Below are 24,732 nucleotides of genomic sequence, written 5' to 3' on the forward strand. Positions count from 1 at the left end.
TGGACCGAGAGAGTCTTCGAGGTGCCGTCGCGGACGTCGCCGACGATGACCTCTCCGACGGAGAGCGTGTCGAACTGCTCCGCCGTGAAGACGACCGGGCGGGCGAGAACGGAGCGTGCGGTCGCGTAGGCGCCGAGTAAGTAGTCGACTCCCGGGGAAAACCGTTCAATTTCAGTGTCCGCCGGCCAGATCGTGCGTCCAGCCAGGTCGGTAGCGCCGATCTGCGTGACCGGCTCCGGGGCGACCCAGCGAGTGACCCGTCGGAGCCCGTCGCCTACGAGCAGTGGAGCGGCGTCGGTTGTCGCGAGGTCGAGGCCGTCGACCGTTCCAGAACAGACGACGACGAGACCGAGGACCTCGGCCCGTGGCCCGCCGCGACCCAGGCCGATCGTCGCGGTTGCTGCGGGCTGCTCCGCCGTGCATCCGGCAAGCGCCATGAGGACGAACGCAGCACTGACGGATGCCGACGTGTGCCGCATGGGACCTCCCGCCGTGATCCTACGCGGGCACGGCGAGGGCCAGTGCGGTCAGGGCCTGGGGGAGGGAGGGGACGCCTTCTGCTCGGAAGACCACGTCACCGTCACTGCGGCGGACGATCACGGTCGGAGTCGAGCGGATAGCCGCCGCCTCGGCCGCACTGGGATCGAAGGCGACATCACACTCACGGATCTCGATAGCGGGAACGAGTTCGGACGCCCGCTCCAGCACGGAGCGTGCCGCATGGCAGGCGCCGCAGAAGGCGGAGGTGTAGAGCTCGACGATCATGACGGGGACAACCGGCACGACGAGCGCACGATTCCCCCGGGCGGGATCAGCGGCTGTGCACCGTGTGGTCGGCTCAGCGCAGGAGCCAGGCCTCGTTCATCGTCAGGGCGACATCGACCAGCTCGACGCGCTCGAGTTCCTCGACGTCTCCCAGTGGGTACCAGGCAGCGGAATCCGTCGATCCGTCGACCTCGTGCGTCAGCTCGCCCCCGACAACACGGGCGCGATAGACGACTCGAATCGCGTGGAGCGGCCCCGCATCCGGGTCGCCGCGGCGGTGCGCCGGGATCACGTGCGAGTCGACACCGATGAGGGATTCGAGTTCGGCGCGGTAGCCGGTCTCCTCGAAGATCTCGCGGACGGCGGCGTCGGCCGGCGACTCACCCTCGTCGATCCCGCCGCCGGGAAGGGTCCAGGCTGACCACGGGCCCTGACTCCAGTGCGCAAGCAGCATCCGCTCGTCGTCGATGATTACGCCGTACGCAGCGACTCGGATGTCCACCGCAGAAGCCTAACCCGGCATCCGGGTACGCCGAAGAGCCGGACCTCGCGGGATCCGGCTCTTCGGCGGGAGCATTAGGAAGCGGTCGAGGCCGCGTTTTGCGCGGCGCTCTCTGGCTCGTCCTCGGCGACCCAGAGTTCGTCGTCGGCGCGGAACGTCTGCCAGACGGCATAGCCGATTCCACCGACGGCGACGAGGGCTGCGCCGATGGCGAAGACGGTGCCAACCCGGTTCTTCTTCTTCTTAGGGGGAGCGGTCAGCTCCTCCCAGCGCGCCTTCGAGATCTCGGCCAGCTTTGCGCGGTTCTTCGAGTCCTTGGCAGCCTCGAACGCGGCGACGGCGGTGCCTCCGACGGCGGCGACGGTCGGGAGAACTCTGTGCCGGTACGCGTCGCGGGCCGAGGAGTAGGTGCCCTCGACGGCGGAGACTCCACTGTCGTAGACCGGCTTCACGCGAGTGTGGTAGGCGCCCTTCACGAGGGGCACGACCTCCTTCTTCGCGTAGATCCCGGCCTGGCGGCGGCTCTTCTCGAGAACGGAGGCGGCGTGCGCCAGTACCTCCTGCTGCTCGTTCCAGACCGCCTCGGCGTTCTTACGAAGACGCTTGAGGTCCTTCTTGTTCTTACGTGACAGACCCATGTTGGTCCTCCATCGGCTACGAGCAGCGAACTCGTCAATACTGCCACTCATCGATCCGCGTTCGCACCGCGCACCCAGCGCATTGACACCGAGCGGTGCAGGGGCTTACAGACCCGCTGTGCGAGAATCCACGCATGCCTTTGCACACCGCAGTCGCGACGTTCCATACCAACAAGGGCGACATCGTCGTCAACCTCTATGGGAACCACGCTCCCAAGACGGTCCGCAACTTCGTCGGTCTTGCGACCGGCGAGATCGAGTGGACCCACCCGGCCACGGGAGCGAAGACGACGGAGCCGCTCTACAACGGCACCGTCTTCCACCGGATCATCCCGGACTTCATGCTCCAGGGCGGCGACCCACTCGGCCAGGGGATCGGTGGCCCCGGCTTCCAGTTCGACGACGAGATCAGCCCCGAACTCGATTTCACCCAGCCCTACATCCTCGCTATGGCGAACGCCGGCAAGCAGGCGGGACGCGGCACCAACGGCTCGCAGTTCTTCATCACCGTCGCCCCGACCACCTGGCTCCAGGGCAAGCACACCATCTTCGGTGCCGTCGCCGACGACGAGTCGAAGAAGCTCGTGCAGGCGCTCGCAAGCCTTCCAACGGATGGTCGTGACAAGCCGCTCGAGGACGTCGTGATCGAGCGCGTCGACATCACCGAGGTCTGATCGCCTCGTCCATCACTCATCCGAGGGCCGGGTCCGCGAGGGCCCGGCCCTCGTTCTCCCCGGAGGCACGTCCGTGACCCAGGTCCCGCCGAGCAGCAGCTACGCCTGCTATCGCCACCCCGATCGGCAGAGTTTCGTGCGCTGTCAACGGTGTGGCCGCACGATCTGCGGTGAGTGTCAGACGCCTGCTCCCGTCGGCGTCATCTGCCCGGACGATATGGCACAGCAACGCGCCACTGCTCCCCGCACTCGCAGTCCGCTTGTCGCGCGCGTGCGGGCGATGACCCGCGCCGACCAGCCGACGGTGACCTACGCGATCATCGCGCTCTGCGTTGTGGTCTGGATCCTCGAGATCCTGCCCTATATCGGCGATGTCGTCTTCAGTGAACTCGCCTACGCGCCCGTCTTCACCCTGCCCGGATACGGCTATCCCTTCGAGCCGTGGCGGATGCTCACCTCCGTCTTCGCGCACAGCACCGCGCTTTTCTTCGTCATCCCGTTCCACCTCGCGCTCAACATGTACACGTTGTGGGTATTTGGCATGGTGCTCGAGCGGATGCTCGGACGTGGCCGGTACGTGGCGCTGTTCCTGCTGAGCGGCTTCGCCGGCTCCGTCGGAGTACTGCTCCTGTCCGCCCCCGGTACGCCCGTTATCGGCGCCTCCGGGGCGATCTTCGGTCTCATGGGCGCGTACCTGGTGATCCTTCGGCATCTGGGCGGCCAGGCGTCTCAGCTCTTGGTGCTCGTCGGGCTGAACCTCGTGATCGGCTTTCTCCCGGGGATGAACGTAGCGTGGCAGGCGCACGTCGGCGGTCTGGTCGCGGGAGCTGTGATCGGCTTGGTCTTTGCCCGCACCCGGCAGCGATCTCAGCGCCGAACGCAGAATCTGCTGGTTGGTCTGATCGGGGTTGGCCTGGTCGCAATCACCGCGGGGGCCTACGTTCTCGCCTGAGTCCGCTGTGCCCTCGACCTGATCGCAGCGGTGTCAACAGGTGGGGACGAAGTTATCCACAGAGTTGTTAACACTGGGGAGAACCTCTCAGCTGTCCCCGGGGGGACGACGTATGCGCGAGCTATCGAGGTCAGCCGGCCCTCGCCGCGGCGGCGATGGGGCTGCTCCAACTCTCGGATCGGACTTTCCGAGGCCATCAGCGCACTTCTCCACAGGAGATTCCACAGCTGGGGATAATTACAGCGGTGTAGTTCCACCTCGAACGGCGATCACAACGGTCGCGTCGCGCTCCTCGTCCCTTTGGATCGAGGTGGTGAATCCCGAGGCGGCGAAGGCGGAGGCGCTGGCCGCGGCTTGGTCTTCGCCGACCTCGATCACGACGATGCCCGTCGGGGTGAGCCACAGTGGTGCTTCTCGGGCGATTCTCCGGTGCAGCGCTAATCCGTCCCCGCCGCCATCGAGCGTCAGTCGCGGCTCGTGCACGCGGGCTTCAGGTGGCATCAGAGCGATCGCCTCGGTGGGGACGTAGGGCGCGTTCACCACGACGACGTCGATCCGCCCGCGTTCTACGACGGGCAGGGCGGCAAAGAGGTCGCCCTCGAAGACGGAGGCGAGTCCGGCCAGGGTGCGGCGGGCGCAGGCGACAGCGGCAGGGGAGAGGTCGGCGGCGAGAAGGCGCACGTCGGGGCGCTCCTGGGCGATGACGCGGGCGATGGCACCCGCGCCGCAGCAGAGGTCGAGCACCACGGCGTCCACGGGCAAGAGCGGCAGAGCGGAGTCAACGACCCACTCGGTACGGACGCGCGGAACGAAGACTCCGGGTGCGACAGGGACGCGTAGACCGTGAAACGCGACCCAACCGAGGATCTGCTCGAGCGGCTCCCCCGCTTCGCGCCTGCGCAGCAGCAGCTCGAGCACGGTGGCGGAGGTGGCTGCCTCGTCGAGCAGTGCCTCCTCCTCTTCGGCGAAGACACAGCCGGCGGCACGTAGACGCGCCACCGACGACGAACGCCCCGTCGGCGGACCGGACGGGGCGTCGTTCACGAGAGCGGGCTCAGCGCCAGCGGGTGGTCATCAGGAAGCCGATGAAGGCAATTCCGAAACCGATGAGGATGTTGAGGTTACCGAGATCGGGGATCGGCAGGCGACCCTGGCTGACGTAAAAAACGATAATCCAGGCCAGGCCGAGAAGCATGAAGCCGAACATCACCGGTTTGAACCAGACCGGGTTCGGTGCGTCCTCGCTCGTCCGGGCTTCGTCGCGCTCGGGCTTCGGGCTCTTCGTCGCTCGTGCCATGCGGACCACTGTACCGGGCGGAGGACGGTGGGCGGCAGCACTCCTGCCCGTGTGCATTCTGAGCGGGCATGGAGAAGGGACGGAGCGGAGTTCTCCCCAGGTCGCGGTGCAGGCTCCCGGGGCCGCGCACCCCCACCTAGACTCGTCGCATGACTGCCGAGAACTCCGACGGGATGGCTCTGCGGCCGCGAGGGAAGCGACGAAGGGCTCGCCCGGTGCGCCTTTCGTTCTTCGGAGTCGTCGGCGAGCTGCTGATGACCGCCGGCGTGCTCGTCCTCCTCTTTCTCGGCTGGCAGCTGTGGTGGAACGACGCCGTCATCGCTGGTCAGCAGACAACGCAGGCGGCCGATCTGCGCGAGAGTTGGGGCGCGACCCCTCCGGCTCCGGAGGCGACGGCAGCCGCTCCGGCGGCTCCCGTCGACCCTGTTGTGACGACGGTAGCGGCGCTGGACACGTCCTTCGCCAATCTCTACATCCCGAGGTACGGCGAGGGCTGGGTGCGGACGGTCGCCGAGGGCGTCGATGCCGAGAACGTCCTGGACGAGGGCAGCATCGGCCATTACCCCGGCACCCAGATGCCCGGCGAGATCGGCAATTTCGCACTCGCCGCGCACCGCAGTGCCTACGGCGGGGGTATGCACCTGATCGATGAACTCCAGCTCGGCGATGCCATCTACATCGAGACGGCGGACGGCTGGTACACCTACCGGTTCCGCAATCTCGAGTACGTGCAGCCCTCCGACGTGCAGGTCATCGACCCTGTGCCGTGGACCCCCAACACCGCTCCCGGCGACAGGCTGATCACGCTCACCACCTGCAATCCCCTCTACTCCACGGCCGAGCGGATGATCGCGTACGGCGTGCTCGAGTCGTGGCAGCCGCGCTCGGCGGGCGCCCCTGCACAACTCGCCCCTTCTCTGACGAAGGAGGGCTGAGGGTGTACGCGGCGCTGTGGCGAATCCTCCCCGGACCGTGGTGGGTCCGGCTTCTGATCGTGCTCGTCCTGGTGGTGGCCGTGTTGGTTGCGCTCGATGAGTGGGTCTTTCCGTGGGTGCAGTCGCTGGTGCTCGACCGGAACGTGACCGTCGGCTCGTGACCGAGGGCGTCGCCCCACGGATCCTGGTGGTCGATCATCACGACAGCTTCGTTTTCACCCTCGTCTCCTATCTTCGTGAACTCGGAGCGGAGGTCGAGGTCGTTGAGGCCACCGACCTTGGCGACGATCAGGTGTCCGAGCTGATGGCGCGAGCGGAGGGCATCCTGATCTCTCCCGGGCCGGGGCATCCGCAGGACGTACCCGCCTCGTCGGTCTTGGTCAGGCAGGCACTCGCGCTCTCGCGACCCGTGCTCGGTGTCTGTTTGGGCCACCAGATTCTCGCCCACGCGCTTGGGGCTTACGTTGCCGCAGCTCCCGAGTTGATGCACGGACGCACCTCGCGCGTTCTGCACGATGGTGATCCGCTCTTCGCCGGGATCGCCTCCGGCTTCGCGGCGATGCGCTACCACTCGCTTGCCGTTGACACCGAATCGCTTCCCCGCGAGCTCGAGGTCATCGCAACGACGGAGGAGGGCGTGGTCATGGCAGTGCGGCACCGCGACGCTCCGCTCGTGGGAGTGCAGTTTCATCCAGAGTCGGTGCTCACGGAAGGCGGGCACCGACTTCTCGGCAATTGGCTCACCACGATGTAGATGCGCGAATCGCGCCATATCTGAGAATTTCGCGTCGCCGTGTCGGACTTTTGAGAGCGGTAGGGCTCCAATAGGTTCTTCGTCTCGTTATGGAGTTCTTTCCTCCGCTCCGAAGATCAGAGAGACGGGAAGGGAGTGCCCCTCAAATGGGGACCAAATTTGTATGGTGACGATCGCGGTGTAGACAACAGATGACGGCTGAATTGATGGTTCATCCTGGGTTTTTGGTCGCGTAGACCGTTATGACCACGCAAGACCCCCCGATCGGGTGGCGTGATTTGACGGGTCATCGGCGGAGAAGACGGAGTCTTCTCCGGGCATAATCAGAGAGCGCTCGCAGAAGTTTGGCAGCGCAACAGACACGTCCGGGGGACGAGATGGTGGAATCAATATCCTGGGCCTTTTCGGGTATTCGGGAGCTAGAGAACCTCGGGCCGAGGATTGTCGTGAAGCCCGGCACAGTGCCGAGCATCTCAGGGTCCGGCTTTGAGACCGACGATCTCAGCGTCGTCCTCATGGCCGTTTCTCCGCTACGGGTCCTTCGCGGTACCTGGGGCGCTGACGATCCGTCGTTCCTGAATTTCACGTTCCTCATGGAGGGATTCGTCCGGCTGGTCGTCCCGGATCGCACGGTGCTTCTGCGCCCCGGATCCATTTCTTACCAGCACGGCACGACCACCTTTACGACCGAGTCGACGACGCCCGCGACACTCCTGCACGTCTCCATCCGCGCCGACGAGATGCGGCGGTACGGTTTCGATACCACCGCACCCTTCTACGCCCTCGACCCCGACGGCCGCACGACCCGTGCTGCGTACGCCTTCACCACGGCATTCGCGCTCGCGTCGGAGTCGGGTACTGGTCTCCCCGGTGAGGCCGAGGCCACTGGCTTCGGCCACGTCGTCAAACAGCTGCTGACCAGCGCTTTCCTCACGGCAGGGAGCGCTCAGCCCGGGACGACGAGCGCGCGCGCAGCGACGCTCGGCCGGGCCAGGACGGTCATCGACCGCACCCATCGCACACCGCGCTGCACCCCGGAGGCGGTGGCCGACGCGGTGAACGTGTCGACCCGGTCGCTTCAGCGGCTGTTCGAGGATGCCGGAACCACGGTGGCAAGCGAGATCGAGCGCTCGCGGGTCGCCAGCGCGATCGAACTGCTGCGTCGACGACCGCGGGAAGTGCCGCTCGACATCATTGCAACGGCGTCCGGCTTCTCGTCGGCCGACCACCTCCGCCGTGCGCTGAGGCGCCGCGAGGGACTTACGCCGAGCGACATCCGCGGTCGGATCGGCCGGCCGACGGACGGAACGACCAAGGGCGAGCTCGTGCGCCTCGCGTCGCCGTCGCTGACTGGCGTGCGCCGAGCCTGATCGGCGTGCGCGCCCTCAGCCCGCGCAGTAGCCGAGCTTGATGGTCGAGCCCTGCGGCACGTCGCCCGGGACCATCGACTGGGTGGTGATCGGAGGGTTCGCCCGGGTGGAGTCGCAGGATGGGTCTGGGACTTCGACGCCGACGAGCCGCAGCTTCTCGGATGCGAGCGTGGCGAGGGCACTACTCAGCGAGGTGCCGACGAGGTCGGGGAGTGTGACTTTTCCGGAGGAGATCACCAGGTCGATCGGAGTACCCGGGGCGACCTCCTGTCCAGCTGCCGGGGAAGCGGACAAAACCACGTCCCCTGGGACGGTCGGTGAATTCTCGCGGGTCTGCGATCCCTCGACAAAGCCGACGGCGGTGATCGCCGAGATGGCTTCGGAGAGGGTCTTTCCGGCGGTTTCAGGCACGGCGACCGGCTGTGGTCCCTGGGAAACGACGACGCGGATCACGGTGTCCGGAGCGACGATCGTCCCCGAACCGGGATCCGTGCGGATCACGTCGCCCTCGGGAACGCTCGGGCTGTACTCGACGACCTGACTGGGCACGAGATCGAGTCCGGTGAGCGTCGCCTGCGCGCTGTCGTAGGTGGTCTCGGTCAGCGCGGGGACCTCGCGCGACTGTGAGGGCAGTGTCGAGGACGGCTGGAGCGTGAGCACCCAGATCACCAGGGCAGCGACGATTACTGCGAGTACGACGATCGACGACCAGATCCAGAGGACCGGGGGGCGCCGCTGCGTGCGGACGACGGAGTTGTCCTCGGCCAACTGGCGCAGGGCGAGTTCGGAGTCGTTCGCACCACTTTGACTGCGCGCGGCGAAGAGCGAGGTGGTCAGCTCGTCGATCGGCCTGTGATCGGGGAGCCGGCCGGCGGCGGCTTCTCGGAGGTCGTCGCGGAACTCGGCGGCCCCCTGGAAGCGCCGATAGCGGTCCTTCGACAGGGCGTGCGCGACGACGGCATCGAGGGCGGGTGTGACCGCTGGGTTGATCGAACTCGGAGCCGGCGGAGTCTCGCTGACGTGCTGATACGCAACGGCCACTGGAGTGTCGCCGCGGAACGGCGCCCTGCCGGTCAGCAGCTCGAAGAGCACGATGCCCGCCGAGTAGAGGTCGCTGCGTGCGTCGACCTGCTCGCCCTTCGCCTGCTCCGGCGAGAAGTAGGCGGCAGTACCCAGGATCGCCGTCGTCTGTGCGACGGTCGCGGCCGAGTCGGATACGGCGCGGGCGATCCCGAAATCCATCACCTTGACCTGGCCGGATGGGGTCAGCATGATGTTGCCCGGTTTGATGTCGCGGTGCACGACACCCGCGCGGTGCGAGTACTCGAGAGCCGTGAGGATGCCCTCGGTGATTCGGACGGCTTCATCGAGCTCGACGGGGCCCTCAGCGATGAGGTCCTTGAGCAGCCGTCCCTCGATGTGCTCCATGACGATGAAAGGGCGACGGGACTCGCTACCGTTACCGTCGACGCTGACCTCCTCGCCCGCATCGAAGACGCGGACGATCGTGGGGTGCGACATCCGCGATGCGGACTGTGCCTCCTGACGGAACCGGAGCCGGAAGGCGGAGTCGGAAGACAGGGAGAGCTTCAGCTCTTTGATTGCCACTGTGCGGCCGAGCCGGGTGTCGGTGCCGAGATGGACTTCGGACATCCCGCCGTGGCCGAGCCGGGGCCCGACCACGTAGCGTCCCGCGATCAGGCGACCCTCATCCGTCACGCGCACGCTCCCGCCTGTACTTCCGTGTGGCACGGCCCCGAGGGAGCCGAGGCAAGTGTACCTTCGGGCCCCGTGGGCTTCCTGGTGGGTGGCCCGGGCTACTGCTACCCGGGAGGAGTGGTCGTGGTGGCGGTCGGCGACACGGAACTCGACGTGGGTGCCTGCGTGGGCTTGGGTGCGGCGACCGTGACGTTCAGGGTCGGCGAGGCAGCCGACTCCGATTCGCCGCAGAGCACCGAGTAGGTGACGGCGATTGTCCCAGCAGCAGAGCCGGCGCGGATTGTCGCGGTCGTCGCGGTCGACGGGTTCGCACTCTCGACGGTCGCGCCGTCACCGGAGGTCGCGACGCGGTAACCGGACACGGAGGTTCCGCTCGGGCACTGGTTGTAATTGCTCCACGTCACGGTGAATGACTCGCCAGCCTGGACGCTCGAGGCCGTCGGCGTCAGCGTGGGCACGGCGGTGGGCGCGTCGGGCTTGGCTACCTCGGTATAGACCGAGACGTCGATCGTGGTCCCCTTGATGACGTTGGCGGTGGGATTCACATTCTCGACGGTCCCGACCTTGTCGGCGGTCGGAGCGCTCGGGCCATCCGTGCGGCGCACTCCCATGCCCAACTGATCGAGCGCTGTCTCGACGTCGCTGAACGGGCGACCGACGTAGTCGCTCTTGGTGATGACGACGGTGTTCGACGTGGGCGTTACCGAGGGGGTCGGAGTCGGCGACGGGCTCGGCGATGGGGCGGTGCTGCGCGTGGCGCTCGGCGTGGGCTGGGCCTGTGGGCCGCCTCCGGTCGTCAGGGCGAAGATCGTGCCCGCGATGACGACGGCGAGGATGACGATGAGCGCGACCAGCGGCCAGGTCCAGGGGCTGCGCTTGCGCGGCTCGTCGGCGGAAACCGCGTCGTCGACCGAAGCAAACGGAGTCGTGGCGAGGTTCGTCATCGAGTTGGACGGCAGGACGGTCGTGGCCTGGGTCGCGCCCTGATTCGAGGGCAGGACCGTGGTCGCTTGCGTCGTCGCCAGATCACCGACGACCGAGGGGACGGCGAGAGCCGCGCCCCGGACATCTCCGGAGCGCAACGCCTGGGCAGCCCGCGCGAGGTGCGCCGCGGTGGCGGGTCGGTCGGCCGGCTTCTTGGCGATGCAGGAGTAGACGAGGTTGCGTACGGGCTCGGCGACGGTGACCGGCAACTCCGGTGGGGTGTCGTTGATCTGCGCCATCGCGATCGCGACTTGCGACTCGCCGGTAAAGGGGCGCCTCCCGGCCAGGCACTCGTACGCGACGATGCCCAGCGAGTAGATGTCGGTCGCGGGGGAGGCGGGCTGGCCGCTGGCCTGCTCCGGCGAAAGGTACTGGACGGTGCCCATGACCTGGCCGGTCGCGGTCAGCGGCACCTGATCGGCGATGCGTGCAATGCCGAAGTCGGTGATCTTGACGCGGCCGTCGGGAGTGATGAGCAGGTTGCCGGGCTTGACGTCGCGGTGCACAAGGCCCGCGGCGTGCGCGGCGTGCAGGGCCAGGGCGGTCTGCGCGACGATGTCGAGCACCTTGTCGGTCGACAGGACGCGTTCGCGCTCGAGAACGGTCGACAACGCCTCGCCGGGGACGAGTTCCATGACCAGGTAGGCCGAACCGTCCTCCTCGCCGTAGTCGTAGACGTTGGCGATGCCTTCGTGGTTGACGAGGGCGGCGTGCCGGGCCTCGGCGCGGAAACGCTCGAGGAATCCGGGGTCGCCGAGATACTCGTCCTTCAGGATCTTGATCGCGATGGTGCGGCCGATCACGAGATCGGTCGCCTTCCACACCTCTCCCATGCCGCCGATGGCGATCCGGGACTGTAGTTCGTAGCGTCCCCCGAAGGTGAGCCCTGTTGTGGGTCTCATTTGTTCAGCACCGCCTCTAATACCTTTTGTCCAATGGGTGCGGCGATCAGGTTGCCGTACCCGGTCTGGCCGAGCCCGCCACCGTTCTCCACGAGCACGGTGATGGCGTACTGCGGGTCGTCCGCAGGCGCGAAGCCGGTAAACCAGAGGGTGTACGGGTCGTCCGGGCCGTTCTCGGCGGTACCGGTCTTCCCGGCCACAGTGACGCCACCTATTGTTGCATTCGTCGCCGCGCCGCCCTGGACGCTGGCGACCATCATCGCCTTGACGGCGCTCGCGGTCTCGGTGCTGATGGCCCGGCCGAGCGGCTTCTCCTGGAACTTCTGTAGCACGCTGAGGTCTTGCGAGCGGATCGCGTCGACCAGGTTCGGCTGCATCACCTCTCCGCCGTTCGCGATCGCGGCGGAGACCATCGCGATTTGCAGCGGGGTCGCCTTCACCTCGTATTGACCGAAGGCGGTGAGGGCCGTCTGGGCGTCGTCGGTGGTCCTCGGATACGTGCTCGCCTCGACCGACATCGGGATCTCGAACGCGGTGTCGAAGCCGAATTTCTCGGCCTGCGAGCGGATCGCGTCGGCGCCCAACTGCACGCCCATCTCGGCCATCGGGACGTTGCACGAGAGTGAGACCGCGGTCGCGAGAGTGACCGTGTCTCCCGAGCCGCAAAGCCCGCCACCGGAGTTGGTCACCTGGGAGCTTGACCCGGGAAGCGTGAACGACGGGGCGTTCGGGAAGCGGGACTCGGGGGTGAAACGCCCGGATTCGAGCGCCGCGGAGGCGACGACGAGCTTGAAGACGGAGCCGGGCGGGTTGAGCGAGCCGCCGATTGCGCGGTTGATGAGCGGATCGGAGGAGTCGTCGTTCAGCGCCCGGTAGGCAGCGAGGACATCGTCCGCGTCGTGGGAGGCGAGAGCGGTGGGGTCGAAGGTGGGCTTGGAGACCATGGCGAGGACGCGGCCGGTGGTCGGCTGCGTGACGACGACGGCTCCGGTGTAGTCGCCGAGGGCGTCGAAGGCGGCCTGCTGAGCCACCGGATCGATCGAGAGTTCGACCGACGCGCCCTTCGGGTCCTGGCCCGAGACGAGGTTGTTGATCTTGTCGAAGAACTGCGAGTTCGAGGTGCCGGAGAGGTAGTCGTTCTCCGAGCGCTCGATACCGGTTGTGCCCTGGTTCAGCGTGAAATACCCGGTCACGGCAGAGTAGAGCGGGCCGTTCGCGTACTGGCGCTGGAACTTGTAGAGGTCACCCGACGGCGTCGAGGAGGCGATGGGCTGACCGCCGACCAGGATCGCGCCCCGTTCGGTCGAGAAGCTTTCGTAGAGGGTCCGCGTGTTCCGGCCGTCCTCGTTGAGGGAGTCGGCCTGGACCATCTGGATCGTGGTCGTGGACACGAAGAGGGCGACGAACATCGCCAGCACGACGAGGCTCACGCGTTTCAATTCCCGGTTCATCGACGGATCACACCACCAGACGAGGCTGATTGCGGACTGTGTCGGACAGGCGGAGAAGGATCGCCACGATCATCCAGTTCGCCACGAGGGAGGAGCCGCCGGCCGCGAGGAACGGCGTGGTCAGGCCGGTCAGCGGAATGACGCGGGTGACGCCTCCGATCACGATGAAGCACTGCAGGGCGACCACGAACGAGAGGCCGACTCCCAGGAGGCGCCCGAAGTCGTCCTGCCCGGCGAAGCCGATGCGGAACCCGCGGGAGACGAGCAGGAGGTAAAGGCCGAAGATCGCGAATAGGCCCGCGAGCCCCAGTTCCTCGCCGAGGCTGGCAATGATGTAGTCGGACTGGGGGACCGGAGTGAGATCCGGCATCCCCTGACCCAGGCCGGTGCCGAGAAGGCCGCCGTGCGCGAGGCCGAAGAGGCCCTGCACGAGCTGGTAGCTACCTCCCGGATCGGCCGCGTAGCGCTCGGGGGTGAACGGCGTCAGCCAGTTCGCGAAGCGGTTTCCGACGTAATCGAGGGTCTGACTCGCCAGGAGCGCGCCGCCGAGGAACAGGCCGACGCCGATCAGGACCCAACTGGTGCGTCCGGTTGCCACGTAGAGCATGACCAGGAACAGGCCGAAGTAGAGCAGAGCGGTACCAAGATCTCGCTGGAAGACGATGACACCCATCGTGACGGCCCACACGACGAGGATCGGCCCGAGATCACGCAGCCGCGGAAAGCGCATCCCGAGCACGGTACGACCGACCATCGAGAGGGAGTCGCGGTTGCGGACCAGGTAGCCGGCGAAGAAGATGGCGACGGCGATTTTCGCGATCTCACCCGGTTGGAAGCTCGCGACGTCGCCGATGCCGATCCAGACTCGGGCGCCGCTGACCTCGCGACCGATGACCGGGAGCAGCGGCAGCAGCAGCAGCACGATCGCGGCGAAGCCGGCGACGTAGGTGTAGCGGAACAGCGTGCGGTAATTACGGATGACCAGCAGCACCACGATCGCGGCAACGACCGCCAGAGCGCTCCAGAAGATCTGGCGCACGGCCACGGACTCCCAGCCGGTTACCCCGTCCGCGATGTCGATCCGGTAGATCTCGGCGACGCCCAGGCCGTTCAGGACCGTGGCGATCGGAAGCAGGAAGGGGTCGGCGGCGGGAGCGGCGAACCGCAGCACGACATGCACCGCGAGCACGAGCACCGACAGGCCGACGCCGAGTGAGACGAGGGTGGTGTCGACGGCTCCCAGGGCCCCGAGCTGCACAAGCACGATTGCGCCGGCGTCGATCAGGCACGCGCCGATCAGCAGTAGCAGCTCGAGGTTGCGCAGCTTCTGCCGGAAGAAGCCCTGCCGCTCGGCGGTGGGGCGGGCGGTGGTGGCGTCCGTCATGGTGCTCCGTTCGCGTCCGTGAGGCGCGTGACGATGTCGACCGCGGCGGCGTAGGAATCGGCGCTGATGGTCTGCTCGAGTTGCTCGACGTCGTAGGTGCGGAGCGAGCCGAGCGGAATGCCCGTGTCCTCTCGAACCTCCGAGAGTGAGAGCGGGCCGACCGACTGCTGGATGCCCTGGTAGATGATCACGGTGTCGCCGTCGGTGCCGACGTAGAAGCGCGACTGCGTCCAGTCGTACGCGAAGAGCAGACCGAGGAAGCCGACGATCAGCACGAGGGAGAGGCCGACCAGCCAGGTGATGCGACGGCGCAAGTGCCGCCGGCGGTCCTCTTCGATCAGCTCGTCGAGATAGTCCTCAGACGCGGGCTCGAAGTGGGTGGGCCCCTGCGCCGCGGGAGCTCGGGTGTGCAGGCGGAGCCCCGGGATGCGTGCGCGGCTCTGCGAGTCGTCGGTGCTCAGCGGTGTCGGTGAGGCGGCGGAGCCGACGATCACCGGCTCCTCGCTCGGCGCCAGGATCGGCGCGGTGTCTCCGGCGCCGGGGATGTCGAGAATGACGACCGTGACGTTATCGGGAGCGCCGCGCGAGAGGCTGTCGCGGATCAGGCGGTCGGCGACCTGCTGGGCGGTCTCGTCGCGGCTCAGTTCCTTCAGGATCTCGTCGTGCGGAACAACCCCGGAGAGACCGTCGGAGCAGATGAGCCAGCGGTCGTGCGGCTCGGTCTCGAGCGTCAGGGTGTCGATCTCGGGATTGGTATGCACATCGCCGAGCACCCGCATCAGCACGGAGCGGCGCGGGTGCGTCATCGCCTCCTCCTCCGTGATGCGGCCGGAGTCGACCAGGCGCTGCACAAAGGTGTGGTCGGTGGTGACCTGCTCGAGCTTCCCGTCGCGCAGCACGTAGATGCGTGAGTCGCCGATGTGCGCGATCGCGACCGAGTCGCCCACGCGGGCGATCGCGCTGACCGTGGTGCCCATGCCGGTGAGTTCCGGATGGTCGACCACCGCGTCGGCGAGCAGGGTGTTAGCGGCGAGCAGTGTGCGCTTGAGTTCGTCCTCGGCCTCGTAGGTGGAGGCGTAGGGGCGGTCGGCGTCGGCAATCCGCTTGATGGCGATGGAGGAGGCGACGTCTCCGCCCGCGTGCCCGCCCATGCCATCAGCGACGACGAAGAGCTGCCGACCCGCGTAGCCGGAGTCCTGGTTATTGGAGCGGATCCGGCCGACGTGCGAGACGGCGGCGCTCTCGCGCACCGCGCCGGTACCGGATCCGCTCTGCGGAGAAAGAGCCACGCGCTACGACCGCCGCAGTTCGAACGTGGTGGTGCCAACCTTGACGGGAGTGCTCAAAGGGACCTTCGTGGGAGCGCCCACGCGACGGCCATCGAGGAAGGTGCCGTTGGTGGAGTCGAGGTCCTGGATCATCCACTCGTCGTTCCAGAGGAGCAACCGGGCGTGGTGCGTCGAGGTGTAGTCGTCGCGGATGACGAGGGTCGACTCGGACGAGCGGCCGATGGTCAGCGGCTCGCCGGTCAGCGGGAGCTCGGTTCCGCGCTTGGGACCCGAGGTGATGACCAGGCGCTGAGCGGTGTGGACCGTCGCGACGCCTCCGGAATCGGTGCGCTCTGACTCGCGGGTGCGGCGGGCTGACGGGGCAGCCGGCTGGGCGGGAGCGGAAGGCTGCGCGGGAGCGGCGGCGATGATGGGCTGTGCCGCGGTAACGAACGGCGCCTCAGGCGCGCCGCCCTGCGGGAGCTTGCGCACACGCTGCCCGAACAGGTCCGAGCGGAGGGCGTAGACGATGCCGAAGACAAAGAACCACAGCAGCGCGAGGAACGCGATGCGCAGGAGGAAGAGGGTGAGCTCGCTCATAGCCGGTCGTCCCAGAATCCTTCGGCGCCGCGCCCGGTGCTCCTACTGGACGACGGACGCTCGGTGCGCGCGGGCGCGGCGCCCTGCACGACGCGATAGACGATGGACGTGCGCCCGATCGTGATGGTCTGTTCGGGGGCGAGGGGTGCCTGAGTGACGGGTCGGCCATCGAGCTTCGAGCCGTTGGTCGAGCCGAGGTCGTGCACCTGCGCTCGCGAGCCGTCCCAGAGGATCTCGACGTGCTTGCGCGAGGTGCCCGAGTCATCCACGGTGATGTCGGCGTCGCTGCCGCGGCCGATCACCGTGCGCGCCCTGGTGATCGGGTGGCGTTTCCCGGCGATGTCGAGGACCGGCGTGTAGGCGACGGTGCCCTTGACGCTGCGGGAGTCGACCTCGACCATGCCGTCGCTGAGTGACGCGTCTGCCGCCAGCGAGATGTCGATCGGACCGGGGAAGCGGTAGCTCTGCTTGGTGGCGTGCTCGGTCGCGACGGTGGTGAGTTCGTCGATCAGGGTCGAGCCGAGCCGTTCCATCCGATCGAGATCGGTGGCGGACATCCGCAGGAGCAGGCTGTTGGGGACGAGGATGCGGTCGCGACTGACCACGGCGGCGGTGGTGTCGAGCTCGCGGCGGAGGGCGGAAGCGAGCTCGACCGGTTGCAAACCCGACTTGAAGGTCCTCGCGAAAGCGCCGTTGACGACGCGCTCGAGTCCCTTCTCGAAGTTGTCCAGTATGCCCACAGTCTTCCGATCTTCCGGTTCGTCGCCTTCTCGGCGGTCGCGCACGGATCGAGATCTCTGCGTGCCCGTCGCCGCTGTCCTGTCTGGTCTGCGCCGCGCACGGCTACGGGCATGTTACTGGGATGGTCTGGATGCGCGATCCTCTGTGGAGGTTTCGCGGGTTAAGGGCCGTTTGGGCGCGTGGCGGGTCCGGGACGGCTGTCGTGCACGGTGAATGCGCGCGGGCACGGGCCGTTGTGCGGAGCAGCATGCGCGGTGGCATTCGGCGTGCGCGCTGGTCGAGGTTCGGTTCCTGTGCGGGGGATGTTACGATTTCTCGTCGGCGCTTCGGTGCCGTTGGTGAGCGCGAGTGGCGGAATAGGCAGACGCGCACGGTTCAGGTCCGTGTGCCCGAAAGGGCGTGGGGGTTCAACTCCCCCCTCGCGCACCACAGTTCAGCAGATCCGCACACAGCCCCCGATCGGATCTCCGGTCGGGGGCTGTGTCGTGTCCTGCGCATCCGTCTCTGTCGTCGTGGGTGCGCGCCTTGGTTCCGGCGGGACGCGCCGAGGTGTCTCCGGTACTCGCCGAGTTCGGTTGGTGGGCGAGTACGATGACAAACCACGGACAGTGGGCGGTCAGATCGAGGACTTAAATATGACCTCCCTGTTCGATTGAGAAGGGAGAGTCATGCCGGCCCAGGAATCGGTGCGGACGAGCGCTCACGTCGATGCGCTTGAGGTCAGCCCGGACGACATCATCAGGCAACTGGCCGATGTGCTGAGCAAGCCCGTCGTCGCCTTCATCTTTGGCAAGGACGAGCGGACCATCAGTCGATGGATAGAGAATCCTCAGTTGCGTCTCCGAGCCGATGATGAGCAGAGGGCGCGGAACACCTACCAGGTCTACGCTCTGCTCGCGCCGTCGGAGGGTCCGCATACTGTGCGTGCCTGGTTCATGGGAATGAACCCGCAACTCGAGGACGAGGCGCCTGCGGAAGCTCTGGCAGAAGGTCGCTACCGCGAAGTGATGGCGGCCGCGCGCGCCTACGTGAACGGTGGGTAGGCCGCACACCGTTCCCGCTCCCGACGTGCTCTGGAGGGTCGGGCGGGCGACCGACCCAGCGCGTTTCACGACCGTCGATCCGATCGACGCATCGACGTCGACGGCAGGTAACCGCTTCGACGTTCCCGGAGGCGCAGTACTGTACGCGGCGACGGAGCCGAGCGGAGCGTACGCGGAGACCATTTCGCGGCTTCGGCCGACGAGCCGGATGCGGGCACTCGCACGCGCGCTCACTCCATCGGGAATTCGAGCTGCTCGTCGGGACCAGACGCCGCTCGATGATGGCGAACCTTCACCGGGAACGCCGAACCTGGGCCATAGGACACGCTCGGGCCGCGCTCGGGCCCGGGAGATTTCTCCAGCAAGTCGCGCTTCATGAGATCGGCGATGAGGCGGGAGGCCGTCTGCGCATCAAGATCGAGAAAGACCCGCACCATTCGGGCGTTGATGCTTCCTGTTTCCCGAAGGAGTTCGATCACCTTGCGATCCAATTGATCGGTCGTTCGTCGTCGATAGGTTACCGCGGCCCCGAGAGCCGCGAGAGGACCTTCTCTGAGCCTGTAGCGCGGCAGGGTCTTCCTTGACGTCTCCCGGGTCGGCTCGAGGAGGGGCACTCGTTCGGAGCTCAGCCGCTCGAGGACCGACTGCGCTTCCGAGGTCCCCGACTTCTGGAGGAGCGGAACGAGTCCGTCGGCGGTCACCGTTCGTTGGGTGAGGAGCGTCAGGAGGATCGTCATCGTGTCCGCGTCCTCGGTCTCCTCCGGCGGAAGGGTGGCGACGAAGCGGGTGAGCGCGGAGTTGGGGGCGCCCCCGATCAGCGTGACGCGAACGTGGTCTCCCTCGGAGAGGAAAGAGGGTGGCTGATGGCCGAGTCGTGCCATCTCGGCGTACATCTTGTCGACACCGGACCCGGCGGTCTCTGCGTACCCCAGAGCACGGAGCGCGCCGGCGAGCTGGCCGTTCCGCGGACGCGAGGACGTCGTCAATACGTTGTCTGCGCGCACTCCGCTGACAAAGCCGCCGGGCGAGGTGACGACGAGCTGCGTCTGCGTATGCTCGACGGTGACGCGGCCGAGACCCCGATAGTCGCGATGCATGGCCGCGTTTACGACGACCTCGCGGATGGCTGCCTCGGGCAGATCGGAGACGTGGAGCTGCTGCCCCTTTCCGATCGAAACGGGCGTCGTGTCGATCCGAGCACCGATGAGCTGAAAGAGCTGTTCGAGGAGGAGCACGAGCGGACCGCTCAGCTGCTCGTTAGCTGTAACTGTTCCGGTAGGAGTCCGCTTGTGGACATAGGAGAACGTCGCAGTGTGCTCGTATTGGTTTGTGACGAGGAGCGCGCCGGCGTTGGTGAGGCGGTCGTCCTCCGTCACCACACCGAGACCGCGGAGGACGTCGATGTCCTGCGTCTGCTGAGCGAGCCGCCGACCAGCAGGCGATACTGCGCGCTCGAGAAGCCGGCGGACCGCGGCGAGCGCGATCGGGTCGCAGGAGGACGCCTTCGTTCCGGACGCGGATGCGGACCAGTCCAGACCTCGTCGTTCGGCGATAACGGAGGCGATGCGATCCGTCGACATTTGAGAGCAGGAGTCACCGATGCGCTCAGAGGGGATACGACTCTTCGCACTGTGGACAGTGACGCTCGCCGGTACGTCAACGACGACGATCTGAACACCGTCGTGCTCGCGAGCGATGACGTCAACGAGCAGGCTCGGCTCCGTCAGCTCGTAGATGCGCGAGCGGGTCCGCTCCGGGTCAAGGCGCGAGCCGATGATCGCCTGAGGTCCGGCGATGCGGTCGTGGACACCGACGACAACGAGGCCGCCTGATGCGTTCGCGAAACAGGCGGCGGCCTCTGCGATGTTGACCAAGTCGTCGTCTGCGGACCGGCCGTCCACCTTGAAGTCGAGGTGCTGATGCTCAAGTGCGTGCGCTGTCGATCCGGCCTGCAGAAGCCTGATCGCCTCCTCGAGGTCGCGGGCCGACGTTTCTCGCATGTTTTCTCTTCCCCTGATCGTGTAGGGCTTGATAAAACTAGCGTAAAACTCGTGCAGGGGCCGCGGCTCGGCGTGGGGCATCTCGGCCGCGACTCACTGTGGCCAAACGACGGGTGTTCGGCGCCGAAAGAGTTGGGCGGGGTCAGCGGCGGGTGAGTTCGACCACGGGGATGACACGGGTGGTGCGTTTTTCGTATTCGCGGAAACCGGCGGAGGCGGTGGTGAACCGGGCCCAGCCCGCGTCGCGCTCGTCGCCGGTGAGGACGCGGGCGCGGACGTCGATGGTGCCGTCGTCGGGGGTTTCGATCCTGAGGTCGGGATGCTCGACGAGGTTGTGGAACCAGGCCGGGTGCTTCGGGGCTCCGGCGGCCGATGCTGCGAGCAGCCAAACGTCCGCGGAAGGGTGCAGCGCCATCAGCGGAGTGACACGCTCCTCACCAGAGCGGGCGCCGCGGTGGTGCACCAGCACGAGACTTCTCCCGAAGCCTCCCGTGGTCACGGTGCCGCCGTTGGTGCGGAACTCCTCGATGATGGTGTCGTTCCAGTCGGCCATGCGTGTTCTCCTCGACGTGAGTGTCAGGCGTGGGCGCCGAGCGCGTCCTCGCACGCGCTGCGGTCGCAGGGCGAAGTGCCTCCGCTGACAGCGGCGGGATCCGCCAGCGCTCGTCGCCAGGGTAGCTCTGCGGCGCCGACGAGTTCCAGCCGCGAGCGCAGTGCTGCGCGCTCGATCCGCACGCCGCGGGCGAGGTCGCTGAGAGCGCGGGCGGAGACGCGGGCGGCGAGGCGCTCGCGGTCGACGGTAAGCAGTGAGCCGAGGAAGCCGCCGAGGACGACGGCGGTGGGGTTGAAGAGGTTGATGTAGGTCGACAGGCCCTCCGCGAGGAGGTCGACCTGGCGGGCGACCTCGGCGAGCACCAAGGGGTCGCGGGAGGTGCCGAGGGCGATGTCGAGTTCATCCTGGTCGAGGACGCGGGCGCCGAGGACGTCGAGGAGGGAGCGCATCCGCACCTCGGCCTCGAGGCAGCCGTGCCGGCCGCAGTTGCAGCGTCGGCCGTTCGTCACGACGAGGGTGTGACCGAGTTCGGCGGCGAATCCCGAGGAGCCCTGGAGTGGGACTCCGCCGATGATGACGCCTCCGCCGATGCCGCCGGCGCCGCCGGTCACGTAGACGACGTCGGCGACGCCGTGCGCGGCTCCGAAGAGAGACTCGCCGATGGCGCCGAGCGTCGCGTCGTTGCCGACCGCGACGGGGACATCGAGGGCCCGACCGAGTTGAGAGGCGAGGTCGACGTCGCGCCAGCCGAGGTGGGGTGCGCGGTGCACGAAACCGGAGTCGGCCTGAACGAGGCCGGGGACGGCGACGCCGGCGCCGACCAGCACCCGCAGCGGTTCCCGCTCGGCGCGGAAGCCCTCGACGATGCCAGTGACGACGCGGACGACGGTGGCGGGATTCGCGGGCGTCGGGGTGTCGAAGCGGACGCGGCGCAGCAACTCGCCGTTCAGGCCGACCAGGCCGACGATGATCGCGTCGGTGTCGAGGTGGACGCCGACGGCGGCGAAGCGGTGGCCGGGCACGACGGTGGAACTCGGGCGACCGATGCGGCCGTCGGGTGCGGTGGTTTCCTCCTCGACCCAGCCCAACTCGTTCAGTTCGCCGACCAGGTTCGCCACCGCCGAGCGGTTGAGGCCGGTGAGGCGGCCGAGGTCGGCGCGGCTGGTGGGTCCGGAGCGGTGCACGAGGGTGGCGAGGGTGGCGAGGTTGGTGCGGCGCAACAGTGCGTTGCTGGACGCTCCGACTGCTCCTGCCATGATCGCCTGTCTGTCGCTCGGCCCGATCGGGGCACGGATGCACTCGGGCGCAGCACCTCCGAAGAAAAGCCGCGCCCGAGAATTGGAGAAGGGTGCCAAGATGCCCCCGATATCTCCCTGGTTCGCTAGCGGCCGCCAGCGCGGCGCTTGTTGAAGATATCGAACGCGACCGCGAGCAGGAGCACGAAGCCCTTGATCGCCATCTGCCAGGCGGCGTCGACCGAGAGGATCGACAGGCCCATGTTGAGGACGCCCATCACGAGACCGCCGATGACGGCTCCGACGACGGTGCCCACGCCGCCCTGAACCGCGGCGCCACCGATGAAGACGGCAGCGATGGCGTCGAGTTCGTAGTTCTGTCCGGCCGAGGCGACCGCACCCCCGGCGCGGGCGGTGCTGACGATGCCCGCGACTCCGGCCAGTGCGCCCATGTTGACGAAGATGAAGAAGTTGACCCACTTCGTCTTGACGCCCGACATCATCGCGGCGAACAGGTTCCCGCCCATCGCGTAGATGTGGCGGCCGAAGACGGTCCGGCCGAGCACGAAGCTGTAGGCGAGGATCAGCACGGCGAGCACGATCAGGATGATCGGGGTGCCGCTGTAGCCGGCGAGCAGCCAGGCGAGCGCCATGATGGCGACGACGGCGATGGTCGCCTTTGCCACCATCGAACCGACCGGCTCGCGGGGGAGTTCGAGGCGGCGGAGGGTGGCGCGGGTCCGAAGCTGTTGTGCGACGAGCACGACGCAGACGAGGAGGCCGAGGACCAGAGTGAGCGCGTCACGGCCGGCGATACCGCCGAGGATGCCCGGCAGCCATCCGGCGCCGATGGCGGTGAACTCGGTCGGGAGGCCGTTGATGGTTCCGCCGGTGAGCAGTACCAGGGTGAAGCCACGGAAGATCAGCATGCCCGCGAGGGTCACGATGAACGCCGGTATCCCGACGAAGGCGACCCAGAAGCCCTGCCAGGCTCCGACGGCTGCGCCAGTGACGAGGGCGACGACGACGGCGGCCCACCAGGGCAGGCCCCAGTTGTTCATCGCAATGGCCGAGATGGCGCCGACCATCGCCACGACCGAGCCGACCGAGAGGTCGATGTGGCCGGCGATGATGACCATCACCATGCCGATCGCGAGGATCAGCACGTAAGCGTTCTGCTGAATCAGGTTGTTGACGTTGCCGGGCAGCAGGAGTCGCCCATTTGTCAGCACTTGGAAGAGCAGGATGATGATGGCCAGCGCGGCGAGGATGCCGTACTGCCGGAGGTTGATGTTGAGCCTGCGCGCGCGCTTGGGCGGGGTGGCGGGCGTGTTCGCGGGCGTGTTCGCCGGCGCTGTCGTGGTCGTGGCGCTCATCGGGCCTGTTCCTTTCCGGCGGTCATGTAGTGCATGAGGTGCTCCTGGGTGGCGTCGGCACGGTCGATCTCGCCCGTGATGCGCCCCTCGGAGATGGTGTAGATGCGGTCGGCGAGGCCGATCAGTTCGGGTAGCTCGGACGAGATGACGACGACCGCCTTGCCCTGGGCTGCGAGTTCGTTGATGATCCCGTAGATCTCGTACTTCGCTCCCACGTCGATGCCGCGGGTGGGCTCGTCGAGGATCAGCACGTCGGGGCCGGAGAAGATCCACTTCGAGAGGACGACCTTCTGCTGGTTGCCTCCGGAGAGCTTGCCGGTGACGGCCGAGACGGTTGGCGCCTTGATGTTCATCTTCGAGCGGTAGGAGTCGGCGACTTTGTATTCGCGGTGCTTGTCGATGACGCCGAGTCGAGCCAGACGCGAGAGGGCGGCGGCCGAGACGTTGACGGTGATGTCGCCGATGAGGTTGAGGCCGTAGCGCTTGCGGTCCTCGGTCGCGTAGGCGAGGCCGTTGCGGATTGCCTCGTCAACGGTGCGAGTGTGGATCTCTTTGCCGTCCTTGAAGACGCGGCCCGAGATGCCGGTGCCGTAACTGCGACCGAAGATGCTCATCGCGAGTTCGGTGCGGCCCGCGCCCATCAGCCCCGCGAATCCGACGATCTCGCCGGCGCGCACGGTGAAGGAGGCATCGTCGACGACTATGCGGTTGATATCGACGGGGTGGTGGACGGTCCAGTTCTCGACGCGCAGCTTTTCCTCACCGATCTGCGGATCGCGCGGCGGGAACATGCTGTTGAGGTCACGGCCGACCATCGCGCGAATAATTCGGCTCTCGGAGGCCTGCTCGCCGGCCATCGGGAAGCTCTCGATGGTGCGGCCGTCACGGATGATCGTGACGGTGTCCGCGATGGCGCGAATCTCCTTCAGCTTGTGGCTGATAATGATGCAGGTGATGCCCTGGGTGCGGAGCTGATCGATCAGACCGAGCAGGTGGTCGCTGTCCTCGTCGTTGAGGGCGGCGGTCGGCTCGTCGAGGATGAGGAGCTTGACCTCCTTGGCGAGGGCCTTGGCGATCTCGACGAGTTGCTGCTTGCCGACGCCGAGCTCGAGAATCTTGGTCGCTGGGCTCTCGGCGAGTCCGACGCGGGCGAGCAGTCGGGCTGCCTCCGCGTTGGTGGCGTTCCAGTTGATGACTCCGCGGGTGGACTTCTCGTTGCCGAGGAAGATGTTCTCGGCAATAGAGAGGTAGGGGCTGAGGGCAAGTTCCTGGTGGATGATGACGATGCCATCGGCTTCGCTGTCATTGATCGACCGGTACTGCGCCTCCTTGCCCTCGAACTCGATGGTGCCCTCGAAGCTGCCGTGCGGATAGACGCCGGAGAGGACTTTCATCAGGGTCGATTTACCGGCACCGTTCTCGCCACAGATGGCGTGGACTTCGCCGGGCTGGACCGAGAGCGAGACGCCGTCGAGGGCGCGGACGCCACCGCCGAATTCCTTGACGATGTCGCGCATGATGAGGATGGGACTGGCCAACAGGGCCTCACTTCATTGGGGGGAGTGGTGTGCGGACAGAGAGAAAGGGGA

At 67.1% G+C, this 24,732-nt stretch carries 25 protein-coding genes, 1 tRNA gene and 1 pseudogene; 9 read left to right on the forward strand and 18 right to left on the reverse strand.

All coding sequences use genetic code 11. The features are described from left to right. The 4 genes from B0H03_RS14055 to B0H03_RS14070 form a co-directional block, all read right to left on the reverse strand. On the reverse strand, positions 1-479 hold a 479-nt coding region (locus B0H03_RS14055), incomplete at its 3' end, for a hypothetical protein (protein WP_207774251.1). A gap of 19 nt (positions 480-498) precedes the next feature. Continuing rightward, the gene (locus B0H03_RS14060) at positions 499-783 is read right to left on the reverse strand and encodes a glutaredoxin family protein (protein ID WP_241560458.1); all 285 of its coding nucleotides are present in this window, start codon (positions 781-783) and stop codon (positions 499-501) included. 55 nt (positions 784-838) lie between these two features. Further along, positions 839-1,267, reverse strand: coding sequence for an NUDIX hydrolase (locus B0H03_RS14065; protein ID WP_104265776.1), 429 nt, complete (start codon positions 1,265-1,267; stop codon positions 839-841). Positions 1,268-1,341: 74 nt separating this feature from the next. After that, the gene (locus tag B0H03_RS14070; protein WP_104265777.1) at positions 1,342-1,905 is read right to left on the reverse strand and encodes a hypothetical protein; all 564 of its coding nucleotides are present in this window, start codon (positions 1,903-1,905) and stop codon (positions 1,342-1,344) included. A gap of 134 nt (positions 1,906-2,039) precedes the next feature. Between B0H03_RS14070 and B0H03_RS14075 the strand changes: the two genes are divergently transcribed. Together B0H03_RS14075 and B0H03_RS14080 are read left to right on the forward strand one after the other, a co-directional pair. Then, positions 2,040-2,579 (forward strand): peptidylprolyl isomerase, encoded by a 540-nt coding sequence (locus B0H03_RS14075; RefSeq protein WP_104265778.1) that lies wholly within the window; start codon positions 2,040-2,042, stop codon positions 2,577-2,579. Between the two features lie 217 nt (positions 2,580-2,796). After that, positions 2,797-3,531, forward strand: a complete 735-nt coding sequence (locus B0H03_RS14080) for a rhomboid family intramembrane serine protease (protein WP_202130204.1) — start codon at positions 2,797-2,799, stop codon at positions 3,529-3,531. 237 nt (positions 3,532-3,768) lie between these two features. On the opposite strand, the gene B0H03_RS14085 is transcribed toward B0H03_RS14080, so the two are convergent. Together B0H03_RS14085 and B0H03_RS14090 are read right to left on the reverse strand one after the other, a co-directional pair. Continuing rightward, positions 3,769-4,530, reverse strand: a complete 762-nt coding sequence (locus tag B0H03_RS14085; RefSeq protein ID WP_104265796.1) for a putative protein N(5)-glutamine methyltransferase — start codon at positions 4,528-4,530, stop codon at positions 3,769-3,771. Positions 4,531-4,585: 55 nt separating this feature from the next. Beyond that, positions 4,586-4,828 carry a cell division protein CrgA gene (locus tag B0H03_RS14090; protein WP_104265797.1) on the reverse strand — a complete coding sequence of 81 codons (243 nt, stop codon included), beginning with the start codon at positions 4,826-4,828 and terminating at the stop codon, positions 4,586-4,588. A gap of 149 nt (positions 4,829-4,977) precedes the next feature. Between B0H03_RS14090 and B0H03_RS14095 the strand changes: the two genes are divergently transcribed. From B0H03_RS14095 to B0H03_RS14105, 4 genes are all read left to right on the forward strand, one after another. Beyond that, entirely contained in the window at positions 4,978-5,763 is a 786-nt protein-coding gene (locus B0H03_RS14095; protein WP_237399615.1) for a class E sortase, read from the forward strand. A gap of 2 nt (positions 5,764-5,765) precedes the next feature. Further along, a complete protein-coding gene (locus tag B0H03_RS16695) occupies positions 5,766-5,924 on the forward strand; it encodes a hypothetical protein (protein ID WP_164860202.1) in 159 nt (52 codons plus the stop codon). Then, the gene (locus B0H03_RS14100) at positions 5,921-6,517 is read left to right on the forward strand and encodes an anthranilate synthase component II (protein ID WP_104265780.1); all 597 of its coding nucleotides are present in this window, start codon (positions 5,921-5,923) and stop codon (positions 6,515-6,517) included. The genes B0H03_RS16695 and B0H03_RS14100 overlap by 4 nt, the downstream gene beginning before the upstream one ends. Positions 6,518-6,963: 446 nt before the next feature. Further along, positions 6,964-7,887 (forward strand): helix-turn-helix domain-containing protein, encoded by a 924-nt coding sequence (locus B0H03_RS14105; protein ID WP_160487395.1) that lies wholly within the window; start codon positions 6,964-6,966, stop codon positions 7,885-7,887. Between the two features lie 15 nt (positions 7,888-7,902). On the opposite strand, the gene pknB is transcribed toward B0H03_RS14105, so the two are convergent. The 7 genes from pknB to B0H03_RS14140 form a co-directional block, all read right to left on the reverse strand. Then, positions 7,903-9,612 carry a Stk1 family PASTA domain-containing Ser/Thr kinase gene (gene pknB / locus B0H03_RS14110; RefSeq protein WP_337189980.1) on the reverse strand — a complete coding sequence of 570 codons (1,710 nt, stop codon included), beginning with the start codon at positions 9,610-9,612 and terminating at the stop codon, positions 7,903-7,905. A gap of 98 nt (positions 9,613-9,710) precedes the next feature. Continuing rightward, positions 9,711-11,492 carry a protein kinase domain-containing protein gene (locus B0H03_RS14115; protein ID WP_104265782.1) on the reverse strand — a complete coding sequence of 594 codons (1,782 nt, stop codon included), beginning with the start codon at positions 11,490-11,492 and terminating at the stop codon, positions 9,711-9,713. Next, complete coding sequence (locus B0H03_RS14120) at positions 11,489-12,943, reverse strand: peptidoglycan D,D-transpeptidase FtsI family protein (RefSeq protein ID WP_104265783.1); 1,455 nt, start codon at positions 12,941-12,943, stop codon at positions 11,489-11,491. The genes B0H03_RS14115 and B0H03_RS14120 overlap by 4 nt, the downstream gene beginning before the upstream one ends. 7 nt (positions 12,944-12,950) lie before the next feature. After that, positions 12,951-14,327, reverse strand: coding sequence for an FtsW/RodA/SpoVE family cell cycle protein (locus tag B0H03_RS14125; RefSeq protein ID WP_104265784.1), 1,377 nt, complete (start codon positions 14,325-14,327; stop codon positions 12,951-12,953). Continuing rightward, on the reverse strand, positions 14,324-15,616 hold the full coding sequence (locus tag B0H03_RS14130; RefSeq protein ID WP_241560459.1) for a Stp1/IreP family PP2C-type Ser/Thr phosphatase: 1,293 nt from the start codon (positions 15,614-15,616) through the stop codon (positions 14,324-14,326). Before B0H03_RS14130 ends, B0H03_RS14125 begins: the two co-directional genes overlap by 4 nt. 3 nt (positions 15,617-15,619) lie before the next feature. Then, the gene (locus B0H03_RS14135; RefSeq protein ID WP_104265785.1) at positions 15,620-16,195 is read right to left on the reverse strand and encodes an FHA domain-containing protein FhaB/FipA; all 576 of its coding nucleotides are present in this window, start codon (positions 16,193-16,195) and stop codon (positions 15,620-15,622) included. Next, positions 16,192-16,935, reverse strand: coding sequence for an FhaA domain-containing protein (locus tag B0H03_RS14140; RefSeq protein ID WP_104265801.1), 744 nt, complete (start codon positions 16,933-16,935; stop codon positions 16,192-16,194). The genes B0H03_RS14135 and B0H03_RS14140 overlap by 4 nt, the downstream gene beginning before the upstream one ends. A gap of 343 nt (positions 16,936-17,278) precedes the next feature. Here B0H03_RS14140 and B0H03_RS14145 point away from each other — a divergent pair. The 3 genes and pseudogenes from B0H03_RS14145 to B0H03_RS17540 all read left to right on the forward strand — a co-directional run. Continuing rightward, a tRNA-Leu gene (locus tag B0H03_RS14145) sits at positions 17,279-17,365 on the forward strand. 239 nt (positions 17,366-17,604) lie between these two features. After that, entirely contained in the window at positions 17,605-17,979 is a 375-nt protein-coding gene (locus B0H03_RS14150; protein WP_104265786.1) for a hypothetical protein, read from the forward strand. A 25-nt stretch (positions 17,980-18,004) separates the two neighbouring features. Beyond that, positions 18,005-18,202: pseudogene (locus B0H03_RS17540) on the forward strand (RES domain-containing protein); the annotation flags it as partial. A 7-nt stretch (positions 18,203-18,209) separates the two neighbouring features. On the opposite strand, the gene B0H03_RS14160 reads toward B0H03_RS17540, so the two are convergent. The 5 genes from B0H03_RS14160 to mmsA form a co-directional block, all read right to left on the reverse strand. After that, positions 18,210-19,979, reverse strand: a complete 1,770-nt coding sequence (locus tag B0H03_RS14160) for an ATP-binding protein (protein ID WP_160487396.1) — start codon at positions 19,977-19,979, stop codon at positions 18,210-18,212. Positions 19,980-20,121: 142 nt separating this feature from the next. Further along, complete coding sequence (locus B0H03_RS14165) at positions 20,122-20,532, reverse strand: nitroreductase/quinone reductase family protein (RefSeq protein WP_104265789.1); 411 nt, start codon at positions 20,530-20,532, stop codon at positions 20,122-20,124. A gap of 23 nt (positions 20,533-20,555) precedes the next feature. Beyond that, the gene (locus B0H03_RS14170) at positions 20,556-21,788 is read right to left on the reverse strand and encodes an ROK family transcriptional regulator (RefSeq protein WP_104265790.1); all 1,233 of its coding nucleotides are present in this window, start codon (positions 21,786-21,788) and stop codon (positions 20,556-20,558) included. A 125-nt stretch (positions 21,789-21,913) separates the two neighbouring features. Continuing rightward, entirely contained in the window at positions 21,914-23,143 is a 1,230-nt protein-coding gene (mmsB, locus tag B0H03_RS14175) for a multiple monosaccharide ABC transporter permease (RefSeq protein ID WP_104265791.1), read from the reverse strand. Further along, complete coding sequence (gene mmsA / locus B0H03_RS14180) at positions 23,140-24,660, reverse strand: multiple monosaccharide ABC transporter ATP-binding protein (protein WP_104265792.1); 1,521 nt, start codon at positions 24,658-24,660, stop codon at positions 23,140-23,142. Before mmsA ends, mmsB begins: the two co-directional genes overlap by 4 nt. Between the last annotated feature and the right edge of the window lie 72 nt (positions 24,661-24,732).

The sequence above is a fragment of the Rathayibacter iranicus NCPPB 2253 = VKM Ac-1602 genome, assembly GCF_003149025.1.
Taxonomy (GTDB): domain Bacteria; phylum Actinomycetota; class Actinomycetes; order Actinomycetales; family Microbacteriaceae; genus Rathayibacter; species Rathayibacter iranicus.